Origin of the sequence: Streptomyces longispororuber (genome assembly GCF_024448165.1) — a bacterium.
Taxonomy (GTDB): Bacteria; Actinomycetota; Actinomycetes; order Streptomycetales; family Streptomycetaceae; genus Streptomyces; species Streptomyces longispororuber_A.
In genome coordinates this window covers 73,432-97,640 of the sequence record NZ_JAMOLN010000002.1, presented here as the reverse complement: position 1 = coordinate 97,640, position 24,209 = coordinate 73,432, and the positions used below count along the sequence as shown (strand labels likewise).

Sequence of the window (24,209 nt, the reverse complement as noted above, 5' to 3'; positions counted from 1 at the left end):
CAGCCGATGACCACCACCCTCGCCGACGCGCTCACCGGCCGCCTCATCGTGTCCTGTCAGGCACCCCCCGGCGACGCGATGCGGCACACCGACACCCTCGTCCGCATGGCATGTGCCGCCCGGGAGGGCGGCGCGGCGGCCGTGCGGGTCAACGAGCCCGAGGTCGTCGCCGCCACCGTCGCGGCGATCGATCTGCCCGTCATCGGCCTGTGGAAGGACGGCGACACCGGCGTGTACATCACCCCGACCGTCCGTCATGCCCTCGCCCTGGTCGAGGCCGGCGCCGCCGTCGTCGCCGCAGACGCCACCGCCCGCCCGCGCCCGGACGGCAGCACCCTCTCCGAACCCGTCGCGGCCGTGCAGGAGGCGGGGGCCCTGGAGATGGCCGACGTGTCGAACCTGGCCGAAGGCGTCGACGCCGCACGTCAGGGCGCCGACTTCGTCTCCACGACGCTTTCCGGATACGTACCGGGATCCCCGCAGCAGAGCGAGCCGGATCTGCGCCTGGTCTCCGAACTCACGGCAGCTGTCAGCGTTTCCCGTGGTAGCGGAGGGCCGGATCGCCACTCCGGCGCAGGCCGCCGAGGCGCTGGCCGCGGTGCGTCCAGCGTGGTCGTCGGCACCGCCATCACCGCCCCGACCGCGCTGACCCGGCTCTTCGTCGCGGGGCTCGGCGGGTGAAGTCCCCTCGCGGGCCGGGGCCCCGGCGCGCACCGGTTCCTGCCGGCACCCGCCCACGCCGGAGCCCGTTGAGGCAGCAGACCCGGGACATCCGTCCCAGGTGGCCGGCCAGAGGGCTCAGTCCGTGTCGATGCCGCGCGCAGCGAAGACCGCCGTCGCGTCCGGCACTGCCAGGACCCCGTCCTCCACGAAGGTGACCTCCCGCAGGTTGGGCAGCAGAGCGAGGTCGTCGAGTCCGCGGACGTCGAACAGGTCGTCCTCGCCGTCCCAGGCAGGAGCGCAGTGCCGGAAGACCTCCGCACCCGCGTCGAAACACAGCTCCTCAACACGGGCGAGCAACTCGGCCGGGATCTCCAGAGCCTCGAAGTGGGCCCGGGACTCTGCCAGCACCTCCGTGTGAAGGCCATTGTCCAGAACGTAGGACGCGGGGTCGCCGATCCCACGCCCGGCCAGCCGCGCAGGCAGGTCAAAGACCGGCAGGAGCGGCTCGGGGCCGTACATGAGCTCCTCGATGACGAGCAGCTTGAGGTTGAAGTCGCGGAACTGGCTCATGGCACATGAGTACCACGGAGGAAGGACACGCTCCTCAGCCAGGAGTGGATCAGTCAGTTGCCTTCATGGTGTCCGGCCGGCGCCGCGCCCCCGCCCATGTGGCCGTTGGGCGCCACACCTCCGTCGATGTGACCGGTCGGCTGCACGCGGTGGCTGTCCCACGGCATCGGAACCGCCGCCGCCACCGGCGCCACGTCAGGCCCGGCCGCTGCCCAAGTACCGTGCGCCGAATCGTGGTTCGACATCGACGACATCGGCGCTGCCAAGGCCCCGAACCACGGCACCGGGCCCGATGGCGTGTGCTCTACTGATCCTCGTTCCATCGTCGTAACGGGCCCGCCGCGTCCGGCCTTCTCGCCGCTGGCCGCGCGCTCAGCAGGCGGGATCCTGCCGGACGGTCCAGACGGAGGAGGTTCGCGGCGACTTCTGCGCCCCGCGAGAGGAAGGCCGGCATCGGAGAGCTGCTCATGGTCGCTCAGCCGCACCCCGCCCCCGGGCATCAACCGCAGAGAAGCAGAGGGATCCCGTGAACTCACCCGCGTCACAGGCAGTCTGGGCAACCGGCGAGACCATCGACGGCCGGTATCGGGTGATCGGTGAACTGGGCCGCGGCGGGATGGGCATCGTCCACCGGGTGCGGCACCTGGTCTGGGGCATCGACATGGCCGTGAAGAGTTCACGGCCCGAACTGTTCCGCTCCCCCGGCGATCAGGAACTGTTCGTGCGGGAGGCCGAGGCGTGGGTGTCCCTCGGACTGCACCCCAACGTCTGCGCCTGCCACTACGTGCGGTCCATCGACGGTGTCCCCCGCGTGTTCGCCGAGTACGTCGACGGCGGCAGCCTGGCGGAGTGGATCGGCGACGGACGGCTCTACACCGGGGGCGACCGGCAGGCCCTCGCCCGCATCCTCGACACGGCCGTCCAGGCGGCCCGTGGGCTCGACCACGCCCACAGTCGTTCGCTGGTGCACCAGGACGTGAAGCCGGCGAACGTACTGCTCGACAGTGCGGGCGTCGCGAAGATCACCGACTTCGGTCTCGCCCGGTCCAGGACCGGCATCTCTCCGGCCGACCTGCGAACGGCGCCGGGCGGCAGCGTGTTGGTGCCGACGGGCGGTATGACGGTGCCGTACGCCCCGCCGGAGCAGCTCGCGGGCGAGAGCGTGGGACGTCGCAGTGACGTGTACAGCTTCGCGGTCCTGGTGCTGGAGATGGTCACCGGCGGGGTGCGGTGGTCGGCCGGTTCCATCGCGGGGCTCGCCCTGGACGAGTACCTGGCCGATCCTGCCAACCCCGTCGCCGTGCCCCCGGAGATCGCCCATCTCCTCCGGCGCTGCCTGCGGCAGGACCCGGCCGCCCGGCCGCCGTCGATGGCGGACGTCGCGGACGTGCTGGCCGAGGTGTACGAGCAGGTGACCGGCTCGCCGTATCCGCGTCCGGCTCCGCGGGAGGCCGATCTGCGCGCCGACGAGCTCAACAACCGTGGCCTCTCGCTCCTCGACCTGAGCCGCGAGAGCGAGGCGGAGAAGGCGTTCGAAGAGGCGCTGGACATCGACCCGCGCAACATACGGGCCCTCTACAACGACGAACTGCTGCGCTGGCGGCACGGCAGACGCACCGACGAGGACGCTGTCGCCCGCCTCGAAGGCGCGCTGCGGGACACCTCCGACACTGGGGAGACCCGCCTCCTCCTCGCCCAGATCCAACTCGAACGCGGTGAACTGCCCGCGGCTCGCGCACTGTTGGACACGGTGACCCGGGAGCATCCGGATGAGCCGGAGGCCGCGGCGGCACGGCAGGCGGTCGACTCCGGTGCGGTCGCCCACGCTCGTTCACTCACCGTCCGGCAGGTGCCGTGGCCGGCGCGACGCCTGAACGAGCTGGAGTACCCGCGCTCGAAGGGGTTCGCGACGTACGAGTCGCTGCCCGTCGCGCTCACCCACGACGCCCGGCTCGCGCTGACCGGCTGCCCGGACGGCACCCTGCGCCTGTGGGACGTGGATCGCGGACGCTGCGTGAAGACCCTCAGGGGGCACCGGCGGGAGGTGGAGTCGGTCGACCTCACCCCGGACGGCCGCCACGCACTCTCGCAGGGCGTAGACGGCGTGGTGCGCTTCTGGGATCTGTCCGAAGGGTTCTTGACTCGGCTCATGGGCGACAACCCGCTGCACCGCGGTGAGCCCAGACTCAAGGATCTGTCCGGTGTCGAGCGGGTGTCTCCCGGCCCGCATCGGCGGTCCGTTCGTCTCACGCCCGACGGCCGCACCGGGGTAGCCGTCGACTTACGGGGCACGGTCCGGGTGTGGGACACGGCCGACGGACGGCTGCGGCGCGCCCTGCCCGGCCACTCCGAAGGCGCGGGGGTGCACGTGAGCGCCGACGGACGTCGCGTCGTCGCCACCCCGGCCGCGAAGGACGCCCTCCAGGTGCCCGAGGACCAGCGCGACTTCGCCGTCGCGGTCTGGGACGTCGACTCGGGCCACCGTCTGCACACGCTCAGCGGGCACCCGGTCGAGCCGAGGGTGCTGCACGTCTCGCCCGACGGCCGCCGGGCGGTGACCGCAGGGTTCGACGAACTGCGCCTGTGGGACCTGGACTCAGGCCGCTTGCTGCGCACCTTCGTCGAGGCGAGCGGCCCTCACGCCGCCGCCCTGTCCCCCGACGGCCGGCTGCTGGCCACCGCCGGACCCACGTACCACGGTACTCGGCTGTGGGAGACGGACAGCGGCCGCTGCCGGCGCACCTACCGAGGGCACGACGCGGGCGCCACTGCCGTCGCTTTCCTCGACGGTGGCCGCACCCTGGTGTCGGCCGGCGCCGACCGGACGGTGCGTACCTGGTCCCTGCCGGGCGCCTACGCCTGCCCGCCCCGGCTGAGCCGCCCGCGCCACCACGCCGAGGTGAGCGGGCTCGGCTCCCGGGTCGACACCCTGCTGGCCGATGCGGCGCAGGCACAGGATCGCGGTCACTACGGCGCCGCGCTCGACCACCTCCACGAAGCGCGAGCGATCGACGGATACGCACGTGCGCCCCGCGTCATGGCCGCCTGGCGCGACCTCGCCCGCCGCACGCACCGCACCCGGCCTCGGGCGGCATGGCCCATACGGGAGTTCAGCCCTGGCGGTGGCAAGGATGGGCGCGTCGCCCTGACGGCCGACGGCCGGCTGGCCGCCACCGGCAGCTGGGACGACACGGCACGACTGTGGGAGGTCCACACCGGCGCTCTGCTCAAGGAGTTCACCGGGCATGCCGGGCACGTACTGGAGGTCCACCTCAACGAGGACGGCAGCCGTCTGCTGACCGCCGACAGTGCGGGCGCGGTGCGGTTGTGGCACACCGGAACCGGCGACCGTCTCCGAGTTCTGACGCCCGACATACCCCACCCCATGGGGAACCACCTGCCCGTCGCGGCCTGTCTGCTGCCCGGCGCCTCCGAGGCCGTCGTCGCCACCCAGAACGGCGTGCACTGGTGGAACCTGGCCACGGATCAGATCGTGCGGACGGTGAAAGGTCCCGGGCAGCGCCACGAGAGTGTCATCGCCACGGCACCCGACGGCCGCACCGTCGCGGTCGGCGGCTCCCACGGCGTACAGCTGCTCGACGCCCGCGACGGCAGGCTCCTGCACACCCTCACCGATCCCCGCGCCACGCACAGCAACTACGAGATCGTGAAGCGCCTGTGCTTCACCCGCGGCGGGCGGCGCCTGCTCGTCGCGGGCGGCTACCTCCTCGCCTACTCCGACACCATCCGCGAGTGGGACGTCACGACCGGCACGGCCATCCGCGACTTCGGCGCGCCCAAGGCCTGTTCCGACCTCGCCGCCACCGCCGACGGCGACTTCGCTGTCTCCTGCGGCACCGGAGCGCAGGTCACCGCCTGGGACGTGGGCTCGGGCCGCCGACTGCTCACCCTTGACACCCACGCCGACACCTCGCCCCCCATCAGGCTGGCGATGACGCCGGACGGCCAACTCGTCCTCGCCCGCAGCATGGACGGCGCCCTCCGGCTGTGGCAACTCGACTGGGAACTCGCGGCCACGGACGAGCCGCAGGATCGCCCAGTGGACACCCCACCACCCACCGACAGGGCACCTCAGTGACCGGACGCGGAAAGCCACGCGCCGACCACGACACCGGCCCCGACCAAGGGATGCTCCGCCCGCACGCCCCGGAGGGCGCCCAAGCGCTGTGCCGATGAATCCGCCCCAGCGGCACCGGCGGCATCTCCCGGCGGCGGCAATGCCTGCCCACCGCCGGGGAGGGCCTGTCGCACCTCCTGGCGCCGCTGATCGGACTCGGCGCTGTCCACCCAGCCGGTCGCCATCTCTGATCCGTCCCCGAGAACCCGGTCCAGTGCGAGTCTCGCCGACGCGCCAAGCGAGGCCGGTAGTTCGGGCAGCAGTCCCCTGGGGCCGTCGTCGGGGTCAATCACCATGGGGGTGTCGGGGAGGGTGCTGGCGACGAGAGCGCCGCCGGCAACGGCTACGGCTCCTTCTCCGTCTACCCGCGTTCACCGCGACGGAGGACGTCCCTGATCTCGTTGAACTTCGCGGTCGTTGCCGGGGTCTGCTCCTGTGCTTGTTCAGCGAGTCGGAGGGCATCGTCGATCTCGCTGAGTTTCCCGGAGGACAGGACGGCCGCCCGCTCTATCAGGTCGTCCCGGGACACGGTGGTCAGCCACGTGCACGGGGTAAAGCCTGGACGCGGGAACGCGAGCCGCAGCACGCCTTCGAGTGGCAGCCCTTCACTGGCGCCAATCGTCACTTCGATGCCCAGACCGCTGATGTCGAAGCCCGCCGGAGCGACGACCTGCATCACCTGGAACCCGGACGCGTCGTCTCCTGACAGCAGTACGACCAACCTTCGCTCGTCGAACTGGACCCACCAGACTTCGCCACGTTGCATAAGCCCTCCCCTACACAGGACGGCAAGCAGACGCTGCGCGGCCTGACGCGGTGTCGAGACGAGTGCGGCCACTCCTGGTCATCGGTGTGTGAAGGCGAACGATCATGCGGTGGCCACGGGGCACAGCGTAGACCCTGCCTGCTGGCAGGAGGCGTCCGAGGTCCGGACGAGCCGGACAACGGGACGCTTCACACGGGTCGATTCCCGATGCCGGGTCCGGAAGTTGGTACTCGATCTGTTGCCGGACCTGCCGCGCAAGAACTGCTGGGGGGGTCGCGCGCAACAGGGCTTCATGGGCCAACGGTCGACACCGCTGGCGTCGGTGATGACCCGCATGGTGCACGCAACTGCCGGGCCGCCCGCCGCAACGGTTAGGGTACTCAACGCCCCAAACAGTCGCAGCAGCCCGGAACCGGCACGCGGCCACACCACTGCCAGCGCCGCGTTCTACACTCCCGCGCGTGCCCAACCCCGCTCACCGCACCGCTGCGGACGACGACGCCCTGCTGGAGGAACTACACGTCCTTGCATGGGACACCCCCGGCATGGCGCCCTACCGAGGCGACAGCCCAGGCCACCCCTTCCCCCGGCTGACCGCAGCCGACCTCGAGAGCGCGGAGCGCGAGATCGGCTATCGCCTGCCTGAACTGCTCCGGCGCATCCACACCGAGATCGGCGACGGAGGCTTCGGCCCTGAAGGTGGTCTTGCCTCTCTGGTCCCAGGGCGTCGGCCGACCGGTTACCTCCAGGACTGGCCCTGTTCGGTCACGGTCAGCGATGGGCGCGCCGCCGGGTGGTCTCCCCCACCGTCATGGCTGTTCCTGACTGACGGTGGGTGCAGCATGGAGTGGTACGTCTCGCTGATAGCGGTCGACAACCCGGTACTGCTCTGGGACGCCGACGGCTGGGAGCCGGACCGGGGCCAGGACCCGCACGACGGCCTGCGGTACGCGGCGCCGTCCCTTCGCCAATGGCTGTGGACCTGGGCCGACGGTGGCCTGGTCTGGGACGACGCGCTGACCGTGCTGGATCATTTCCACGATCCCACCAACGCAAGCTGAGGAGCGTGCTCCTGGGCGACAAGACCCCCAGCCCCGCTCCAGATCTGCCTGAGCAATTCCTGCAGTTCGGGGAGAACTTGGCAAACCAGCCCCTGCTGCGCCCGCCGCCCCAGCTGTCCGGATCGAAGACCGGCGACGACCAAGGTTCGAGGATCCAGGACATCCGGGCAGCAAGTTCGGTCGTTCCGGCTGGAGTCGCCACATGGTTCGGTGGCAATGCTCACTACCCCCTGGATGGCGATGGCCACGCCATCCCGGCCCGCATCCGGTATGGCGAACCCCCGAGGACGCCCGCCGGTCATGGGCCTCCCGCTGACCCTCTACGGAAATTCGCGGGATCCATGTAAAGAGAACGTCCCCTCTGAGCCTCTTCATTGATGACCGGCCTGTCGCCAGTCGCCCATGCCCGTGACAAGGGTCGCTGATCCGAGGAGAGTTCTGTGGACGTTATCGGCCTTCTGTTGTACTCCCTCGTCACTCTGCTGCCCGGTGTCACGGCATGGATCAACAGCTGGGCGTATCGGAACAAGGTCAAGGCCAGGGCGGAGGCGGAGGCCATGATCGCACTCGCCCGCAGTCAGGCTTCCAGCAACTACCAGCTCCCGGCCAGGTCTGCCGGCAAGCGTCGCAAGTCGGGGAGGCGCCGTGCCTGAGGAAGCAGTGTCGGCCGCGAACAGGGCCGCCCTGGAATCCACCTTCCGGGACTATCGGGGCGAGATGATCGGCCGTACCCGAAAGCTCCTGGCCCAGTGGGAGCTCGCTCCGACAGTCGATGCCGAGGATGTGGTGCACGACGCGTTCGTCGCTGCCCTCCAGGCGGAGCTCCGACTCAACAATCCACGCGCGTATCTGTACACGATCATCAAGAACGCCGTGCTCGAGCATGCGCGGCGACATGCAATGGATCGCTCTTCCAGGGCGCTGGTCGACTCGTCGGCGGCCAGCCAGGCAGTGCTGGAGGACATCGCTGTGCAGATCGCCAACCGGTCGGCGGTTCAGCAGTACTTGAACGACCTGCCTGAGCAACAGCGTATGGCCGTCATGCTGACCAAGGGACTGGGCTTCTCGCAGAGCGAGGCCGCCGGGCGCATGGGGAAGCGACCTGGAACGGTCGCCACTCACGTCGCACGGGCCTCGGCGTTCCTCAAGATTCATCTTGCGGTGACCTGCGCAGCGTTCGGCGCACTCATCACGCTTGCTGCCGCCCTCGGCGCCGGTGTTGTCGCACACCGTCTTCACCCACCCGCCGGTGCCCCTCACCTTCCCGACCCGTCCTCGCCGCGCTTCTGGCCAGAGTTGCAGATCCTGGCGGTTGCGATCGTCGTGGCCGCGGTGATCGCGAGCCTCGAGCTCGGGGTGGCCTGGCTACGCCGTCGGGAGCGCCGCCGCCCACGGCGCGCCAGACTCCGAATTCACCCCCGTGCGCTGCTGTCCGAGGTGGGATCCCTGGTGATGCAGTGGGCGACCACCGCGTTCGACACCATGGACAGCCGGCGGGCTGGGCCGCCGGTGCAGGGGCAGACCTACTGGGGCAAGTAGGGCTTATCCGAACATCAGACCATGGGCTGTGGTGCTTGGCGGCGCATGGTGTGTTCTGCGGTGAGCTCTGCTCGCGGGATCGGGACGGCCATGTGGACGGTCGCGTCCAGCTGCGCCTGGCGAGACGCACCACGAGGTGAGGACACGTCAGCTGCCAGCGCGTCGACTACGCATGAGCCCGACGGCGAGGCTGCGGCCGGACATCAAGGCGCGAGAGGCGGCTAGTTCCTCTGCATTGCCGATGAAGGCCGGGCCACAGTGTGGCGGCAGGCGATCGATGACCATCACCACTGCAGCTTGAGCGCTGTCCGTCTCGGCGATCCGCGGGCTGCCCCGATACGGTCCTTCGACGTAGTACCGACCGTCTCTCAGCGTACCGATGCACGGGATGTCCCAGGTGTAATCCACCTCCGTACACCTGCTGAAGTGCAGCTCCCACATATCGGTCCAGGGGAAGAGCTGCCGATGCAGCGGCTCGGCATGAGCCACCGACATTCGCCGACCGTGGTCCAGTGGTACCTGCGAAGTCCTCGAAGGGCAGCAGGTGGGAGCGCGGTCGGGCCACTGAAGGGTGTTGTTGCAAAGGCTCCGGGCGGGGCCGGCACCTCGCGGCCGCTACCTGAGCCGATGCTGACCGAGGAGTTCGAGGGATCGCTGCCGACGCCGAGGGTGGCGCGTAGATCGGCGATACGCCGCTGGGGCGTATGTGGGGTCCCCCGCCCCTGAGTGAGGAGTGGTCTGGCGGGGACTCGGGGGATGTGGCCTGCGCGTTCCACGGGGACGCGTTGTCGAACCCGGGACCCGGTCGAGCGACCTTCCGCCGTGGAACGAGTCGCCACGGCTCGCAGTTCGACCAACGGGCGCACATCGAAAGCCTGCCGACGCACACGCTGTGGGGAACTGCGACCCTGCGGGGTGGAGCTTGCGCGCTGGTGTGCCCCAGCGTGGTGCATCGCTCTGCCACCCTTTCCGTTCGGTGTTCGGCCGGGGCCCGGCGCCTGCGTGCACCAGCCTCGGTCAAGAGCCAGTCCGTCGGCCGGACCGGCACCCACAGATCGCGAGCCGGTCAGGCCCGACCGTTCCAACCTTGCATCCACCGCGTAGCGATCTCGGGAAGGGCTTACGTGACGAACGAGCAGTCCAACTACTCCAGTCATCGGGGGTGGGCAGCGTGAAGTCGGAGCCCGGCCAAGCTTTCGCAGGTAGCGCGATTCTGCACGGACATGGCGAGCAGGTGGAAAGGTCCCGCCGGGCGATCGAGCAGAGCCGCCAACGCATGGACGAGAGCCGTGAGCGGATCAGGGCCAGCCGTCGGAGGCTCCGCGACGGCCTGCGACTCCGGCGCGCCCCTTAGCCAACGCGATCATCCGCAGGGGGCCGGCAGCTGGTGCAGATCACGTGCCGCCAGCGGTATGCGCGAAGCAGCACTCAGGACCTGTGCGGAGGTACTCCCAGGCTCTGCCGAAAGGCGGGTGGGCCGCCCATCGACACAAGCCCCTACGACGCACGCCATCGGCCGGCGTCGGCGGTCGGCGACCACCGCTGCGCCCTCGTCGCCTTCGGCAGGGTGACAGCAAGGTCCTGACGTCGATGGCGGGCGTCGGCGTCAGGACCGCGGCCCGCCTCCTCATCGACGTCCGCGACGGCACCAGGTCCCCCTCGGCCACCCACCTCACCGCCCATGCCGGCCTCGTTCCGACCACCCGCAGCTCGGGCTCCTGCTCCAACACGCTCCGGGTATCGACGTCTTCGCGGCCCTGGTCGATGCCGCGCTCACCCCACCGTCCACGGCCACGCCACGGTCCGCTTCGTCACTGCCCCGCGCGCCGGGCGCCTCACCTCAGTGGCCGGTTCCCGAGGCCGGGGCCGGTGGTGCCGTTCATGCGCTGGCGTGCAGCGATCGGCGGCCCGGGGAACGCTGTCAGCGTCGACGCCGACCGGCTGGGCGCCGTTGACGCTGCCGCCGGGTCCCTGGGCCTTGGGCCCCAACCTCTGAGGGCGCTGCGCGTGGAGCAATGCTCATGACCTGTGGATCGGCCTCGGGTTGGACGCGAGGGCGTACCTTCCCGAAGGAGCTGATCGCGATGGCCGACGGCTACCGCGAGTCCTCGGAGTCCTGGGCGAGCCTGCTGCGGAACTGCCAGCGGCGCGGCATGCGGCGCTCCCGTCCTCGCCGTCGGCGACGGAGCCCTGGGCTTCTGGAACGCGTTGAACGAGGTCTTCCCCGAAACCCGCCACCAAAGGTGCTGGGTTCGCAAGACGGCCAACTGCCTCGACAGCCTCCCGAAGTCAGCTCAGCGCGCGGCAAAGGAAGCCATCCAGGACATCTACAACGCCGAGGACAAGGAGCACGCGGCCGCCGCGGTCAAGGCGTTCGCCAGGCAGTACGGCGCGAAGTTCCCCAAGGCCGTCAAGAAGATCGTCGATGACGAGGATGGGCTGCTGGCGTTCTACGACTTCCCCGCCGAGCACTGGATCCACCTGCGGAGAACCAACCCCGTCGAGTCGACCTTCGCGACCGTCCGTCTGCGGAGTCGAGTCCGCCCAGGCCCGCTGGCGAGCCGTGAATGCACCCCACCTCGTTGCCCTCGTCCGCGCTGGGGCCCGCTTTGAACGCGGCCAGCTCCTTGAACGGTTCCAGACGACCGCGGCGTGAATAGGGTGGCGGACCTGCGTCGAAGTTCGAGAACATCCGGTCATGTTGGATGGCACGGCAGGACAGAACCTTCCGGTCGGCCTCGGGTTCCGGCCGTATCGCGGCGACGAAGACCACGGCGCCATGGCCGCGGTGCGGCTGGGGTGTGTTGAACGGGACCGGGTCGATGTCCATTCGGTAGTGGAAGGGCTCCCGGCAGCGGCCGAGATCGCCGAAGCTTCTGCCAAGTTGGCGGAGCCGTCCAAGAACCAGATCCTGGTGGTGCTCGACGAGAGCGTCATCGGCTACGCGACGATCCGGTGGTGGCAGGAGCGGGACGATACGTGGCTGTACCTGCACCGCGGCCACCTCTTGCCCGAGCATCGCGGCCAGGGCATCGGCTCAGCCATGCTGAGCTGGGCCGAAGAGCGGATCCGCCAGCTCGTCCAACAGCATGGAACGGCGCGGACGGCAGTGATCGGCGCGAACGCCATGGCCTCCGAGGAGGACGCCACCGCACTTCTGCGCGCAGCCGGCTACCGACACGTCTTCAGTCTGGTCGAGCTGGAGCTGGGCGATCTGCAGCAGGTGCCCGAGCCGGGCGGCGAGTTGCCGGCCGGGATACGGACAGGGCCGATCGAGACAAGCCACTACCGTGCAGCGTGGAGGACGGTCGTCGATTCGTACGCGGACCGCGGCTTCACTCAGAGATGGCCTTTCCAGGACTTCGTCGACACCGCCGACCCGGCATGCTGGAGGGCCGCCTGGTGGGGGCAGGACATGGTCGGCGTCGCCCTGTGCTCCATCCGCCGTCACGACCACACCGTGGGCGAGGTGGAAGAGCTGAGTGTCCGGACGGACCAGCGACGCCTCGGAATCGGCCGGGTCCTGCTGCTGGACGGGTTGCGAAGCCTTCGCCAGCAGGGCGCAACGACCGCTCGGCTGTTCACGGGCACGGCAAATCCGCACCGGTCCTTCGATCTTTACGAGAGTGTGGGGTTCCGGCGGCTGAACGAGTACGTCCGATTCCGCAAGCCGCTTGCTTGATCGACCGGTCATAGGGCTGTCCGGTCGGTCCACAGGATTTGACAGTACCTCCTGCGCGTGAGGATCTTCGTCCACTGGGCGCCGGGAAGGGCGGTTCGCAACCTGCGGCCGTTGCCACTGTCCGGGATCTTGATGTGTGCGAGGTCCATGGCGGCGGGACGAAACGGCCCAGGGACTCCGCGCTGGTGAGGGTCAGCAGACGTCGTCGGTATGCTCCCGGAACTGGGTGCGGCTCATGACTTTCCCATCGGCCCACCACTGTCCGGGGGCCAGTCCCTCGACATCGGCGGCCTCGAAGCGGCCGATTCCCCGGTACTTGACGACGATGGACCGCGGCTGCGTCTCTTGCCTTCCGATCACAAAGTCCACCGAGTAGAACCCGGCCGCGGACAGTTTCCTGGCCGGTTGGGCCGCGCCGTGCCAGTTCTGGGGCGGCGCGTAGAGGCTGATCTCCAGTTCTCCTGTGACTGACCTCGGTGGCCGGGCCGACCAGCCGTCCAGGACTTCCGGATCCGCGCCGTCCGTCTCATCGGCGATGTGCTGGATGCTGACCTCTTCCATATGCGCGGCGCCCGAACAGGGCCGCAACAGGGCGCGCAGCTCGCCCTGCGGGCCTTGACCCACGGCCACCAGTTGGAGCTCCGGCGGGCTGCAGCCCGCCGTCAGCAGGGCCAGGGCCACGGCCGCGCCGGCGCTCCACAGCATCCGCACCGTTCTGGCGCGACGATCCCTCACCCGGTTCTCCCCCAGCCTGCCTCACCGTGCGTCCCTGTGCGGGCGCGCTTCAAGTCTTGGGCCCTCGCGGGATGCCAGGACCCGTGTCAGCCGGCAGCCTCGTAGACCGTCAAGTCCATGTCCAGGCCGCCGTACTCGTTCACGTGCGTCAGATATCCGGCGGAGAAGGTGCCGTCGTCCTTGCCGGTCCGCGCATCCAGGATGACGCCGGCGTCGACGTAGACCGCCCCGTGCCAGGCCGCGATCAGTGAGGGCACGTCCCGGGAGGGGTCGTCCTCGTTGATCTCCCACAGCACCGTGTGCGTGCGGGAGTCCAGGGCTGTCAGGCTGTGGTCCGCAGATCCGCAGACGATGACGGAGCGCTCGTCGTAGACACAGGAGCGCCCCTCGTAGGCGAAGTCGCGCTCACCGGCCTCGGTCATCCCCGCGGGACGCCTGCCCGTCGTGGCGTCGAGCAGCGCATACGTCTGACGGTTCTCCTTGAACTCCAGCACCATCTCGACCGACATCAGACCGGCGCCCATGCTCTCGATCTTCAGCCCGAACAGATTGCGGGAGTCCTTCCAGCGCACCGTCCCGTCGCTGACGGACCGGCCCACCAGGCGCATGCCTCCGTCGGGAGCGGTCCAGTTCACGTCTCCGATCTCTGCCTGCCGGGGCAGTTGCTCGCCGGCTATCACGCCGTCGGCGACCACCCGCGCACCGAACCCGCTTTCCCGCCAGTCGACGTGGCGCGCAGCAAGGTCGATCCCGTAGGTGACCATGCTGCGCGGGTCGTCGTACACGTCGTCGAAGTCGGGGGTGGTGCGGGCGGTCAGCACGGCGATGCCGTCTTCGACCCCGACCACTGACGGGCTGGAGTCGGAGTTGAAGCTCATCCCCTTGGGCGCCGGGACACTGACGGTCCAGGCCACCGTGCCGCTGTCCGCGTCCACGGCCCGCAGACTCACCGTGGATCTGCCTTTGGCCGTGCCCGTGCCCTCGGTGTACTTCTGGTAGGCGAACAGCACCAGAGTCCGTCCACCCTGCGTGACCACGGAAGGCTGGGTGCTCTCCCACACGCGTGCGCGCTCGTCCACACCGGTCGACATGCCCGCGGGCTTCCTCACGGACCACGCCGGACCGCCGCTGCCCCGGGTGTCGTAGGCGCTCAGGCTGGTCTCGGTCAGGACGAACGCCTTCGTCTTCCACAGCGTCGTCTCCGTGTGCTCAGCCTCCGTGGCGGACAGCCGCACCCCGCCGCCGGTGAACTTGCGCGGCGGGTCGTAGGCCTTGGCAGCGGGGGCGGCCGATGCCTCGTCCCGCACCGGCCGGCGGTAACCCGTGCCGTCCGCTGAGTCACTGGAGCAACCGGCCAGCAGGATCGCCCCTGCCACGGTCCCGCAGATCACGCCCATGACAGACCATCGCGCGCTGCGCACGAAGAACCCCCGTTCCCTGATATGACGCCGTCCCCACGCCGGACCGGCGCCCGCACAGGCAGCAAGGCCGTTACGCAGCCTGCCGGCACGTCCCTTCCTGGGGCGCCGCCTCCGGACTCGTCCGCGCCTTGACCTGCCGTTGCAGACCCTTCTGCCTGGCACGTTCGCGCCTCAGCTTGCCCTGAGAGCACAGGGCCAACAATGACGGGTTTCGCATCGTCAGATAACCATGACGTTATCGATGGAGAGCCGGAGGCACGGGTGGATCTGCCGAGGAGTGTTTCCGTGACCGCTCCGTAGGCGGTCTTGCCCCGCGGTGCACGTGGCACCACGGGTGGGCGTCGGGCCCGCAACCGCTACTGCAGACTCATAGGCGATGGCGATGGCGTTCACCAGGTGACGCCATTCCTGTGGCCAGGAGATCCCTCCATCAGACCTCTGTACGCGGCTCGCCCGCTCGTGGATAGTCCTGTAGCTGTGACAGACACGGCACGCACCCCCTCATGGCCCACAACCATCAGCGCGATCACCCTCTTCACCGAGGATCTCGACGCCACGAAGCAGTTCTACCGGGAGGTCTTCGGACTGCCGGTGGCCTTCGAGAACGACAACTCGGCCGTCTTCGAATTCGGCAACACCCTCATCAACCTGCTGAAGACCACCGCAGCACCCGAGCTCATCGCACCTGCTCGCGTTGCCCAATCCGACGCCGGCACGAGGCTCCAACTCACCCTGCCCGTCGACGATGTGGACGCGATGTGCAAGGAACTGGCCGCCCGCGGTGTCACCCTGCTCAACGGCCCCATGGACCGGCCTTGGGGCATACGGACCGCCAGCTTCCGTGATCCCGGCGGCCACGTCTGGGAAATCGCCCGGTGACCGCGGCGCCGGGGCCCGAGATCCAGACACTCCTGTCGGTCCTGCACGGACAGCGCCGCCACGTTCTCGGCATACTCGACGGCCTCGATGCGGATGCCCTGCGCCAACCGGTGCTGCCCTCCGGATGGAACTGCCTCGGCCTGATCCAGCATCTCACTCTCGACGTCGAGCGGTTCTGGTTCCACGCGGTGGTACGCGGCGACGAAGACGTCATCAACTCCCTGGGGGACGACGGCGACGCATGGCAGGTGGGCCCGGACGCACAGGCTGCCGCGATCCTTGACCGATACCGCACACAAGCCGGCCGCGCGGACACCATCATCAACGCCACCCCTATGGACGCTCCCCTGGCCTGGTGGCCCCACCACCTCTTCGGCGAACCGCACCTGCACACCCATCGAGACGTCCTGCTCCATGTCATCACCGAGACCGCCTGCCATGCCGGCCACCTCGATACGGTGCGAGAACTCCTCGACGGCCGGCGTTGGCTGGTCCTGACCTGACGCTTCCGCCGCCTGAACCGTTCCGGCTCAGCCCGTGCGCGGGCCGGTGTCCCGTGCCGCGCGCGCCAGAGCGCGGATGAGGTCCGTCTCGGCGCCGGTCGGCCAGATCAGGGCCCACTGTCCCGTGGGGGCGTCGTGAGGGCTCAGGAAGCGCAGGCCGGGCCAGCGGTAGTAGCGAGCGGCGTCCCCATGGACGAGGCTCACGGCGTGGCCGGCGGCCACGGCCGCGGCCACCTCCTGGAAGGTGGTGACTTTCGGTCCGCGCCGGATGGGGCGCCCGCTCGGCGTGTGGGTGGGCACAAGCGTCTGCAGCCAGTACTCGGGGGTGGGCGGCCCTGAGTACGGCAGGACCCAGTCCGCGAGATCCTCCATCCCTACGGTGTCCCGCAGGGCCAGGGGGTGGTCGGTGGCCACCATGAGCAGCAGGGGTTCCGTGTCGATCAGGGGGCCGACGGTGAGGTCGGGTTCCCGGACGGGCAGCCACGCCGACGCGACTTCGACCGAGCCCTCGCGCAGCGGGCCGAACGGGTCGGTGAAGTTCATCTCCCTGATGCGCAGTTCGACGTCAGGGTGCCGCTTGCGGAACAGGTCGAGTAGGTCCGCCTGATCGTGGGCCTGGGGCCCGTGGAGCCCGAGCGTGAGCGTGCTCCGGGCAGCTCGGGCGGCGGCGGACGCGTCCCTGATCCCGTCACAGATCTGCTGGTAGCCGACGCTGAAGCTTTCGCGTAGCTGAGCTCCGATGGGCGTCAGTTCGACGTGGCGGCTGCTGCGGGTGAACAAGCGCGCGCCGATCTGCCGCTCCTGCTTGGCAAGGGACTGACTCACGCGCGCCTGAGACACATGAAGTCGCTGCGCAGTCCGCCCGAAGTGAAGTTCTTCAGCCAACGTCAGAAAGATCTCGATGTCCCGCAGCTCCACTCTCGTACCCTCCGCCGCCGATCCCTCCACACTTGTCTGAGCAGGCAGAACGGGCAATGGATCACACGTCTGTCTCACCACGTACTCAAGCACGCCCGCCGCGGAGGACACCGCGCCGGGTACAACCACGAGGGAACGAACCTTACTTGGCTTACCGATGTGCCCCGCAAGCATGCGGCCGACCACAACGGGGCGCGTGAGGAAGCAACTTCCCGTCTGAAGGTCCAACGCCGGCGATATCAAGGGCGCCGCCTACGTCCCTGGGCCGGTACGGCTTCGCAGGAGCCTCTACCGGCCGCTCAACGCCGGCCGTGAGCCCAACTCGGCTTCCTGCAAGGCCAACTGTTCCACTCCTACCTGACAGCTCCGAGGATCGAGGTGACTTTGCGGGTCACTGGCACCCGCGGGGGAACGTGGTCCCCGACTCCACGTCGTACGCTGCCCGGTCAGTCCATGCCGGGCAGCGTACGCGGTGTCAGGTCAGGGGGTTGGTGCAGCCGGAGGACCAGCGGTGGGAGCTGATCTTGTTGTTCGCGTTGATCTTGCTGGCGCCGAACGCGAGGACGTTGTCCCGCAGGTCGTCGGCGTAGAGCTCTCCTCGGCGCAGGCAGCCGGTGTGCCCCGTGGGGCCGGCGTTCTCCCAGAACTGCACGTTGTTGACACCGCCGGAGTACGTACCGGTATTGAGCAGTGAAGTGGCCTTGTCGTTGGAGGGGCTGCGGAACGGCCCGGAGGCGTCGTTCCAGTTGTCGTCGTCGCCCTGGGCAGCGCCGATCTGCTGGGTGCAGTCGACTCCGTCGTATGCGCGGATGTAGCCGTCGCCTCCGTTGGCGGCGTACTGCTGGTACAGGCGGTCGCAGTTGGCGCCGGCGGGAGCGGCTTGGGCGGGCATGGCCAGCAGCGTCGCTGCCGTTGCTGTGACTGCTGTGACTGCTGTCGCGGTGAGTGCGACGCGGAACTTGTGCACCGTATCTCCTCGGGGTCTCGGTTGCTGGTCGGGGACGGGTTTGACGTGACTGCGCCTGCCACCTCGACGGCGGGGCGTAGCCCACAGGTCAGTCGCGGTCTTCGAGCAGGTCCGCTCGTTGCAGGGCCGCTAGCTTCATCCGGTTGCAGGCGGCTATCTCCTCGGCGTACTGCTCGCGCACGGGGGCGCCGTATTCACGGTCAAGCCTGGACAAGGTGGCGGGCAGTGACGTGGTGCGGGCGCAGGTCGCCTCCGCTACGGCCACCTCGACTTCCAGGGTGTGCGCCTGCACAGCGCCGAGCTTCGCGGTCCGCTGTCTCGTGTCGGCACGTGCCGTATCGGGGTCGGGGTAGCGGTGTCCCGTCATGTCCTGCATGCAGCGGGACCACATCTTGAGGGCAGCTGTGAAGCGAGGGTCGCTCATGACCTTCGGCAGGTACACCGCGGTGAGGTTGGTGGCGATCTTGTCGGCGTGAAACCACGCTTTCGCATCGCCGTACAGATCGTCCCGGGCGGCCCGTGTGCAGCCCCCGTTGAGAGTTCGGACGGTGCCCCCTGCCGGCAGTCGTGCGGAGAGCGTGGGTGTGTCCGGCCCCCCTTGAAGGGCAGAGGTGAAGCGCTCGTGTTCGGCCGATGTCATGTGCTGACGGCGTGCGGCGATCTCCTCGCGCTCCTTGGCCTTGAAGAAGGCACGCCGAAGTTGTTCGCCGTAGCCGTGTTCCCTTGCCCAGGCGACGTCGTCCTGGACCAGGCGGTAGGTGAAGGCGTGGTCCGTGTCCGCGTCGATCCGTGCGGGCACCTGGTAGCGGAAGCCCTTGTGTTGCATGCAGCGCTGTATCAGTAGCTCTTCGGCCTGTTCCAGTCGGCCTTGCTCGGCCCGGGTGAGGTCACGCGGCAGGTCGCCGGCCGGTCTGGCTGCGGCGTGCTGCGCCGTTGTACGGGTGTTTCCTGCGCAGCCGGTCACGGCCGAGAGGGCAGTGACCGCTGTGCCGATCACGAGTGTCGAGGTCACAGCGATGGTTCGGTGGCGCACGGTCTGCCCCCGTTACTGCCCGAGGCTGCCCCGGGCTCCTGGTCGGTGCCTGTCTTCTTCCTGCGGTGCGCGCGGCGTCCTCACCGCTGGCCCGTGGCCCCCACGGTGTCGCGTGAAGGTGGGCGGGAACCTTGCAGGAACCTTGCTTCGCTGGTCGACTTGGGGTCGCGAACTGGTGGAACCAGCTGCGCAGCACGACATTCCATGGCCTGGGGACGCCGAGAATCACTCAGCGCTCGGTGGGGCGACGTCCCCAGATGATGGGCCAGGGCGTGGCATCAGTGGCGGGTGCGGCACGCGGGGCCGCGCTCGCCTGGGACACCGGCCGGTCGAGCAGTTGATGATTCTTCTCAATCAGCAAGCGCTTCCGATATGTTCGTGGCATGAGTGGCAGCTTCGACGTGGCCCAGGCTCTGGACGGAGGCGTCTGCAGCCGGGGCCGGGCCTGGGCGTTCATCCGCAGCTTTGCTGCCGCTTGGGGCAAGCCGTTGGTCGGCGTCGGCTCTCTCACGGCGGAGTTGACGCGGGCCGAGGCGCCGTTGGGCTGTTCGCTGCCGGCTGCACTGCATGAGCTCTATGCACTTGTGGGCACCCGGCCCGACTTGGTCGGCAACCAGGATCCCCTGCTGCCGCCTCACGAGATGTTCGTGCATGACGAGTGCGGCGGTGTCCTCGTGTTCCGCAGCGAGAACCAGGGCTGTGCCTTCTGGGGCGTGCGTCTTGCCGATCTCGATCGGGAAGATCCGCCGGTGCTCGTTCACGCGCGGCACGGCTGGGTGCCGTTCATGGACCGATTGTCTCTGGCGTCCGTCGAACTCGTGCTGAGCGAGGCACTGTGCGGCGACGGGGGACGCCTGTACAACGCGTGCGAGCTGTCCGCTGACCTGCTCAGGAAGGTGCCCGAGCATTTTCAGAAGGTCCCTCTGCCGGACTACCCGATGTGGACGGGGCCGGAGGACTCTCCCGTGCGTTGGTTCTCCGCCCCGGGCAAGTTGCTGGGTCAAGACGGTTTGGACGTCCACAGCTGGCTCCATGTTCGGGGCCGCACTCGTGCCGACTTGGATGCGATCTGCGCGACCATTCCCGGACGGTGGTCTTTGGGATACACCGACTCTACGAGCTCCGAGCCACTGCCCTTTTGAAGGGTCCTGGTCGAGCGTGACGGGTCTGGCGACTCGGGCCGTGGATCGTGGACGACGCCTCGTGGGCACTGTTCGAACCGCTGCAGCCGCTCTGGCCCGCCCAGCGGCCGGGGCCACGGCCGCTGGCAGACAGGCTCTGCCTGCAGGGCATCCTCTATGTCCTCCACGACCACGTGGCCTCGCAACTCCTGCCGCTGGAGCTGGGCCTTGGCTCCGGGAAAACCTGCTGACGACGCCTGGAACGGCGACAGCGGGAGGCGTCTCGACCTGCACCACATCCTGCTTGCCGAACTGAACGGGATCGGCCAGCAGGATGTGGTGCAGGTCGAGGGCCTGTGCGGGCGGGTCCCGCATCCGCGCGAGAAGAGGAACTCCGCAAGCGCCGGATTCTGCAGGTCGTCTCCCGCAAGGGCACCCCGAACATCCAGGGCACGGGCAAGCTCCGCTGCGTCGTCGAGCAGACGATTGCCCCGCTCCACCCGTTCAGACGCCTCGCCGTCTGCTGGGAACGTCTCATGACCGAACTCCACGACGACGCTGTCGTCTCGGCGGCCTGCCGCCTGGTCTGCTGGCGACGCGTGTTACGGGCTCCTAGGAATGGTCGACGGCGTCGAGGGCGTGTTCCTTGAGGTAGGCGCCTGCATGGGCCGCGGCTTCTTCGGCGGTCGCGTAGTACGTCTCATCGCTGCCCAGGGAGGACGCCCCGTCAGCGCCCACGCCTGTCCAACTCCAGTCGCCCGAAGGGGCCTGCACCAGTGCGGCAGTACCCCCAAAGAGGGCGAGCGTCCGCCTGCCCGCCGGCGCTGGACGGCTGACGGCGTCGGGCCACTTCTTGCGGGCACCCTGCCGGGTGATGCCCCAGACAGCCCCCATCTGTTCGTAACTGGCGCCGTAGGAGCCAGCAGTTGCTGCCGCATGGGCGATCAACCGCTCGACCTCGGCAGCCATCACCTTCCAAGCGGCCAGGACAGACAGTCCCACTTCGATGGGACTCGCTTCCCACATCCGCTCCGCGGGCAGCCCGGTCTGTCGGGAGCGAATCGCCGAGGCCAACGGGTTCAAGGCGTCGTACAGCGCTTTGTCGAGTTCTGCCTGCTCTTCCGGAGTGATCCCAGATACCGTCATGCGACAACTATAGTTTCCGACTCGCCTATTTGGAAACACGAGTTTCCACACGAGATCGCATCATCGAGGTCACGAACCACGGCGTCGGCGATGCGCTCGGGCTGGTCTGCGACGGACTCCATGACCTGTCCGAGGCGGTGGAGACGGCCCGGCCCTGGACCGGATCGCCGAGTTCGCCGAGGCCTGGGAACGGAAGCGTCCGGCGATCGTGAAGCTTCGGGAGAACGCCTGGGAGGAGTTCACTCCACCCCTCGGCACCCCAAGGCTGCACGGAACGTCCTGAGCAAGGATCAGGTGACGGGTGTCCGCACCCCATGCACTGGTAGAGGGCAATCCGACCTCGGGCGCCCACCCGACCCTGGCGAGCACTCGCACGAGCGCCCCAGAACCACGTGGCCGGCGGCGCCGCCGATGCAAGTCGGAAGCCAGCCGCCACCGACATCACGGTCGGTCGCGCTTGGATTCCCTCGCTGCGCGGCAGCCCGCGGTTACCCGCTACGACAAGCGCGGACACGTCGGCCTCGGCCCGGTCACCGCTGCCACGCGCCTCGTCAGGCTCCGATCGTGGTCAAAGCGCCGGATCCGACGGCCCCACGATCGCCCGCAGCGCCGCAACGTGCCCTCGGTAAGCATCCTGGCCTCGCCGCGTCAGGTGAAGCCACACACGCTGCCGGGTGTCGCGGACGGCTTTGCGCTGCCCGGCGTAGCCGGCGTCCATCAGCGCGGTGACATGCTTGCTCAACGCGGAGGCGGAGAGGTCGAGTTGCTTCTGGACCAAGCCGAACTCCGCCTCGCCCGCGGTGTCCAGGAGGGCGCAGATGCGCAGCCGGTTCGGTGCGTGGATGGTGGTGTCGAATCCCTCCAGAGGGTCTCGGGGTTCGGCGCTCACGAGGTCTTCCGGTGCAGGCGGACGAAGGCGAGGTGGAAGCCGACGGACACGGCGGCCCCGGTCAGGGAGGCCGCGATGAGCCACAGCGGACGTCCGGTGACGCGGAACGCGAACGGTGCCCCCAGCAGCAGCACGGGCAGGCCGACGGCGAGCGGCACGGTCGCCCGCTTCGGCAGCACGTCGAACCGCAGGGCGACCCCGGTCTTGTTGCGCCAAGTCTTGGCCGCGACGGCGAAGAGGGACCCGTACACCGCCGTGATCGCGAGCATGATGCCCATCCAGGCAGGGCCCGGCAGAAGCCAGTCCGTGCCGGCCATGGCTCCCCCGTAGGCGATCGGGAGCGCGGCAACGTAGAGCGTGAGCGTAATGAAGAACCAGTTCGGCCACGGTGTGGCCGCGAGCGCTTGCGCGGATGCCTGGATGCGCTCGGTGTCGACCAGCGCGGAACGCGCCTGCTCCGGCGTCGGTCGCACCCCGTTAGTTTCCATAGCGGAAAGAGTAGCGGCTAGTTTCCAGTACGGAAAGTGGCAAGTCTCCGTATCGGAAGGGGCGAGCTCGAACGCTTGGGTTCTACCTCTCCGCTGCCGATCGGAGGGACAGGCGGCAGCTGCTTTCCCTGATGACACGCACGCCCGACAACGTGCGCGGTCGGCTGACCACGCTTCGTGGGACCCCTGCAGGGGACGGCCTCCCGGGCGCGACGGGGTCGCTCGGAGCCACGGTGAGGACGGGGCGAGCGGTCTCCGTCCCATGCTGACCGCGCGTCAACAACCGCCAGGAGAACCGAACAGGAACGTGCGGAGGGCTGTAACTCCAGTCGCAGATCCCGGTGTCGTCTCTCTCACTGTGGCTACGGGTGCGTGTCCGTGATCGCGATGACCTCGTCGAGGCGGTCCAGGGCGGCCTGCAGTTCGTCGGCCTTGGCCTGAATGCGGTCGCGCTCGGCGCGCAGCATGGCTCGTTGCTCGGCGTCGGTGTGCCCGGAGTCCCAACACGGAAGGAGTTCGGTGATCCTTCGGCTGGTCAGGCCGGCGGCGAACATCTGCTGGAAGAAACGGACCCGGGCGATGGCGTCCTGTCGGTAGAGGCGCTGGCCGGACGGGCTGCGCTCCGGCATGAGGAGGCCCTGCTGTTCGTAGTAGCGCACGGCGCGCACCGAGACTCCGGCGCCTCGTGCGACCTCGCCGATGCGGATCAGCCGCTCGACCGCGGCCTCTGTGGCGCTCATGATGCTTCCTCCCACCTCACACCTGACCATCAGCTCTTGCCTCTGACGTCAACGTCAGGTTCTAGCGTACCGGGCATGGACATCAACAACTCGGTTGCCCTTGTCACCGGAGCCAACCGCGGCCTGGGCCGCGCCTTCGCCCAGCGGCTGCTCGAACGGGGCGCCCGCAAGGTCTACGCGACAGCCCGCCGACCGCAGACCGTGGATCTGCCCGGCGTCGACGTACTGCCCCTTGACATCACCGACCCCGCATCCGTGCGGGCCGCCGTCGAGGCCGCCCCGGACATCTCACTGCTCATCAACAACGCCGGAATCCAGACAGGAACCGACCTCGTGACCGGTTCACTGGACGCGATACGCCACGAGCTGGAGACCAACGTGTTCGGCCACCTGGGGATGATCCGGGAATTCGCGCCGGCGCTCGCCGGCAACGGCGGGGGCGCCGTCGTCAACGTCCTCTCCGCCATGTCATGGTTCGGAGGCAAGGGCGCCAATGCCTACCACCTGACCAAGGCCGCCGCCTGGGCCATGACCAACGGCGTCCGCCTGGAGCTCGCCGAGCAGGGCACCCTCGTGACAGCGGTGCACCTCGGCCTGGCCGATACCGACATGGCCGCGGGCTGGCCCGTGGACAAGATCGCGCCGTCCGACCTGGCCGACGCGGCACTCGACGGCGTCGAGGCGGGCTCCGCCGAGGTCCTCGCCGACCAGTGGAGCCGGGACGTCAAATCCCGTCTCACGCTGGCCCCGGAAGAATTCAACGACGCGATGGACCGCGCCCTGGCAGCACTGACAACGACCTGATGGGTTGGAGTGGACGTTCCACACTGCGATCGCGGCTGACTGGGCGTCCTCGCTGGTGAACTCGCGGACGTAGAGGACTTCTTCGGCCATGATCGGCCGGTAGCGCTCCGAGGGCGCATTCGCGTGGGGCACTCGTCGTCCTCTCG

Annotated in this window: 23 protein-coding genes and 4 pseudogenes; 15 read left to right on the top strand and 12 right to left on the bottom strand. The window is 68.9% G+C overall.

Annotated elements, in window-relative coordinates; genetic code table 11:
• Positions 1-6: 6 nt before the first annotated feature.
• Positions 7-681 carry an N-acetylmannosamine-6-phosphate 2-epimerase gene (locus M4J07_RS01290; RefSeq protein WP_255966045.1) on the top strand — a complete coding sequence of 225 codons (675 nt, stop codon included), beginning with the start codon at positions 7-9 and terminating at the stop codon, positions 679-681.
• 117 nt (positions 682-798) lie between these two features.
• Here the strand turns inward: M4J07_RS01290 and M4J07_RS01285 are convergent, their stop codons facing one another.
• Entirely contained in the window at positions 799-1,233 is a 435-nt protein-coding gene (locus M4J07_RS01285; protein WP_255966042.1) for a DUF6892 domain-containing protein, read from the bottom strand.
• A 526-nt stretch (positions 1,234-1,759) separates the two neighbouring features.
• On the opposite strand from M4J07_RS01285, the gene M4J07_RS01280 reads away from it, so the two are divergent.
• A complete protein-coding gene (locus M4J07_RS01280; RefSeq protein WP_255966040.1) occupies positions 1,760-5,332 on the top strand; it encodes a protein kinase domain-containing protein in 3,573 nt (1,190 codons plus the stop codon).
• A gap of 400 nt (positions 5,333-5,732) precedes the next feature.
• Here M4J07_RS01280 and M4J07_RS01275 read toward each other — a convergent pair whose 3' ends face one another.
• On the bottom strand, positions 5,733-6,137 hold the full coding sequence (locus M4J07_RS01275; RefSeq protein ID WP_255966038.1) for a type II toxin-antitoxin system PemK/MazF family toxin: 405 nt from the start codon (positions 6,135-6,137) through the stop codon (positions 5,733-5,735).
• A gap of 109 nt (positions 6,138-6,246) precedes the next feature.
• Here M4J07_RS01275 and M4J07_RS48670 point away from each other — a divergent pair.
• The 4 genes and pseudogenes from M4J07_RS48670 to M4J07_RS01255 all read left to right on the top strand — a co-directional run.
• Positions 6,247-6,405: pseudogene (locus tag M4J07_RS48670) on the top strand (IS701 family transposase); the annotation flags it as partial.
• A 193-nt stretch (positions 6,406-6,598) separates the two neighbouring features.
• On the top strand, positions 6,599-7,198 hold the full coding sequence (locus tag M4J07_RS01265) for an SMI1/KNR4 family protein (RefSeq protein ID WP_255966036.1): 600 nt from the start codon (positions 6,599-6,601) through the stop codon (positions 7,196-7,198).
• A gap of 440 nt (positions 7,199-7,638) precedes the next feature.
• A complete protein-coding gene (locus M4J07_RS01260; protein WP_255966033.1) occupies positions 7,639-7,851 on the top strand; it encodes a hypothetical protein in 213 nt (70 codons plus the stop codon).
• Positions 7,844-8,737: an RNA polymerase sigma factor gene (locus M4J07_RS01255; protein WP_255966031.1), complete on the top strand. Its 894-nt coding sequence runs from the start codon at positions 7,844-7,846 to the stop codon at positions 8,735-8,737. The genes M4J07_RS01260 and M4J07_RS01255 overlap by 8 nt, the downstream gene beginning before the upstream one ends.
• A 147-nt stretch (positions 8,738-8,884) precedes the next feature.
• On the opposite strand, the gene M4J07_RS01250 is transcribed toward M4J07_RS01255, so the two are convergent.
• Complete coding sequence (locus M4J07_RS01250; protein ID WP_255966029.1) at positions 8,885-9,232, bottom strand: DUF6193 family natural product biosynthesis protein; 348 nt, start codon at positions 9,230-9,232, stop codon at positions 8,885-8,887.
• A 1,083-nt stretch (positions 9,233-10,315) separates the two neighbouring features.
• On the opposite strand from M4J07_RS01250, the pseudogene M4J07_RS48410 reads away from it, so the two are divergent.
• The 3 genes and pseudogenes from M4J07_RS48410 to M4J07_RS01235 form a co-directional block, all read left to right on the top strand.
• Positions 10,316-10,762 (top strand): annotated as a pseudogene (locus M4J07_RS48410) (transposase); the annotation flags it as partial.
• Positions 10,763-10,806: 44 nt separating this feature from the next.
• A pseudogene (locus M4J07_RS01240) lies at positions 10,807-11,393 on the top strand (IS256 family transposase); the annotation flags it as partial.
• Positions 11,394-11,435: 42 nt separating this feature from the next.
• Positions 11,436-12,419 carry a GNAT family N-acetyltransferase gene (locus M4J07_RS01235; RefSeq protein ID WP_255966027.1) on the top strand — a complete coding sequence of 328 codons (984 nt, stop codon included), beginning with the start codon at positions 11,436-11,438 and terminating at the stop codon, positions 12,417-12,419.
• Positions 12,420-12,611: 192 nt separating this feature from the next.
• Here M4J07_RS01235 and M4J07_RS01230 read toward each other — a convergent pair whose 3' ends face one another.
• Positions 12,612-13,154 carry a hypothetical protein gene (locus M4J07_RS01230; RefSeq protein WP_255966025.1) on the bottom strand — a complete coding sequence of 181 codons (543 nt, stop codon included), beginning with the start codon at positions 13,152-13,154 and terminating at the stop codon, positions 12,612-12,614.
• A gap of 86 nt (positions 13,155-13,240) precedes the next feature.
• Complete coding sequence (locus M4J07_RS01225; RefSeq protein ID WP_255966022.1) at positions 13,241-14,461, bottom strand: hypothetical protein; 1,221 nt, start codon at positions 14,459-14,461, stop codon at positions 13,241-13,243.
• A gap of 591 nt (positions 14,462-15,052) precedes the next feature.
• On the opposite strand from M4J07_RS01225, the gene M4J07_RS01220 reads away from it, so the two are divergent.
• Together M4J07_RS01220 and M4J07_RS01215 are read left to right on the top strand one after the other, a co-directional pair.
• Positions 15,053-15,454: a VOC family protein gene (locus tag M4J07_RS01220; RefSeq protein WP_255966020.1), complete on the top strand. Its 402-nt coding sequence runs from the start codon at positions 15,053-15,055 to the stop codon at positions 15,452-15,454.
• Positions 15,451-15,957 carry a DinB family protein gene (locus M4J07_RS01215; RefSeq protein WP_255966018.1) on the top strand — a complete coding sequence of 169 codons (507 nt, stop codon included), beginning with the start codon at positions 15,451-15,453 and terminating at the stop codon, positions 15,955-15,957. Before M4J07_RS01220 ends, M4J07_RS01215 begins: the two co-directional genes overlap by 4 nt.
• 27 nt (positions 15,958-15,984) lie before the next feature.
• Here the strand turns inward: M4J07_RS01215 and M4J07_RS01210 are convergent, their stop codons facing one another.
• The 3 genes from M4J07_RS01210 to M4J07_RS01200 all read right to left on the bottom strand — a co-directional run bounded on the left by M4J07_RS01210 (position 15,985) and on the right by M4J07_RS01200 (position 18,854).
• On the bottom strand, positions 15,985-16,875 hold the full coding sequence (locus M4J07_RS01210) for a LysR substrate-binding domain-containing protein (RefSeq protein ID WP_255966016.1): 891 nt from the start codon (positions 16,873-16,875) through the stop codon (positions 15,985-15,987).
• Positions 16,876-17,350: 475 nt separating this feature from the next.
• Positions 17,351-17,767, bottom strand: coding sequence for a hypothetical protein (locus tag M4J07_RS01205; RefSeq protein WP_255966014.1), 417 nt, complete (start codon positions 17,765-17,767; stop codon positions 17,351-17,353).
• Between the two features lie 163 nt (positions 17,768-17,930).
• Positions 17,931-18,854 (bottom strand): hypothetical protein, encoded by a 924-nt coding sequence (locus M4J07_RS01200; RefSeq protein WP_255966012.1) that lies wholly within the window; start codon positions 18,852-18,854, stop codon positions 17,931-17,933.
• A gap of 404 nt (positions 18,855-19,258) precedes the next feature.
• On the opposite strand from M4J07_RS01200, the gene M4J07_RS01195 reads away from it, so the two are divergent.
• Entirely contained in the window at positions 19,259-20,017 is a 759-nt protein-coding gene (locus M4J07_RS01195; protein ID WP_255966010.1) for an SMI1/KNR4 family protein, read from the top strand.
• Between the two features lie 47 nt (positions 20,018-20,064).
• On the top strand, positions 20,065-20,247 hold the full coding sequence (locus M4J07_RS48405) for a transposase (RefSeq protein WP_374214973.1): 183 nt from the start codon (positions 20,065-20,067) through the stop codon (positions 20,245-20,247).
• Between the two features lie 361 nt (positions 20,248-20,608).
• Here M4J07_RS48405 and M4J07_RS01190 read toward each other — a convergent pair whose 3' ends face one another.
• Positions 20,609-21,142, bottom strand: a complete 534-nt coding sequence (locus M4J07_RS01190) for a hypothetical protein (RefSeq protein WP_255966007.1) — start codon at positions 21,140-21,142, stop codon at positions 20,609-20,611.
• 59 nt (positions 21,143-21,201) lie between these two features.
• Here M4J07_RS01190 and M4J07_RS48665 point away from each other — a divergent pair.
• Positions 21,202-21,389, top strand: a pseudogene (locus M4J07_RS48665) (IS256 family transposase); the annotation flags it as partial.
• A 321-nt stretch (positions 21,390-21,710) separates the two neighbouring features.
• On the opposite strand, the gene M4J07_RS01185 reads toward M4J07_RS48665, so the two are convergent.
• From M4J07_RS01185 to M4J07_RS01175, 3 genes are all read right to left on the bottom strand, one after another.
• Positions 21,711-22,031 carry a transcriptional regulator gene (locus M4J07_RS01185; protein ID WP_255966004.1) on the bottom strand — a complete coding sequence of 107 codons (321 nt, stop codon included), beginning with the start codon at positions 22,029-22,031 and terminating at the stop codon, positions 21,711-21,713.
• Complete coding sequence (locus tag M4J07_RS01180) at positions 22,028-22,504, bottom strand: hypothetical protein (protein ID WP_255966001.1); 477 nt, start codon at positions 22,502-22,504, stop codon at positions 22,028-22,030. The genes M4J07_RS01185 and M4J07_RS01180 overlap by 4 nt, the downstream gene beginning before the upstream one ends.
• A 377-nt stretch (positions 22,505-22,881) precedes the next feature.
• Complete coding sequence (locus M4J07_RS01175; protein ID WP_255965999.1) at positions 22,882-23,259, bottom strand: MerR family transcriptional regulator; 378 nt, start codon at positions 23,257-23,259, stop codon at positions 22,882-22,884.
• 75 nt (positions 23,260-23,334) lie between these two features.
• On the opposite strand from M4J07_RS01175, the gene M4J07_RS01170 reads away from it, so the two are divergent.
• A complete protein-coding gene (locus M4J07_RS01170) occupies positions 23,335-24,063 on the top strand; it encodes an SDR family oxidoreductase (RefSeq protein WP_255965996.1) in 729 nt (242 codons plus the stop codon).
• Positions 24,064-24,209: the final 146 nt, after the last annotated feature.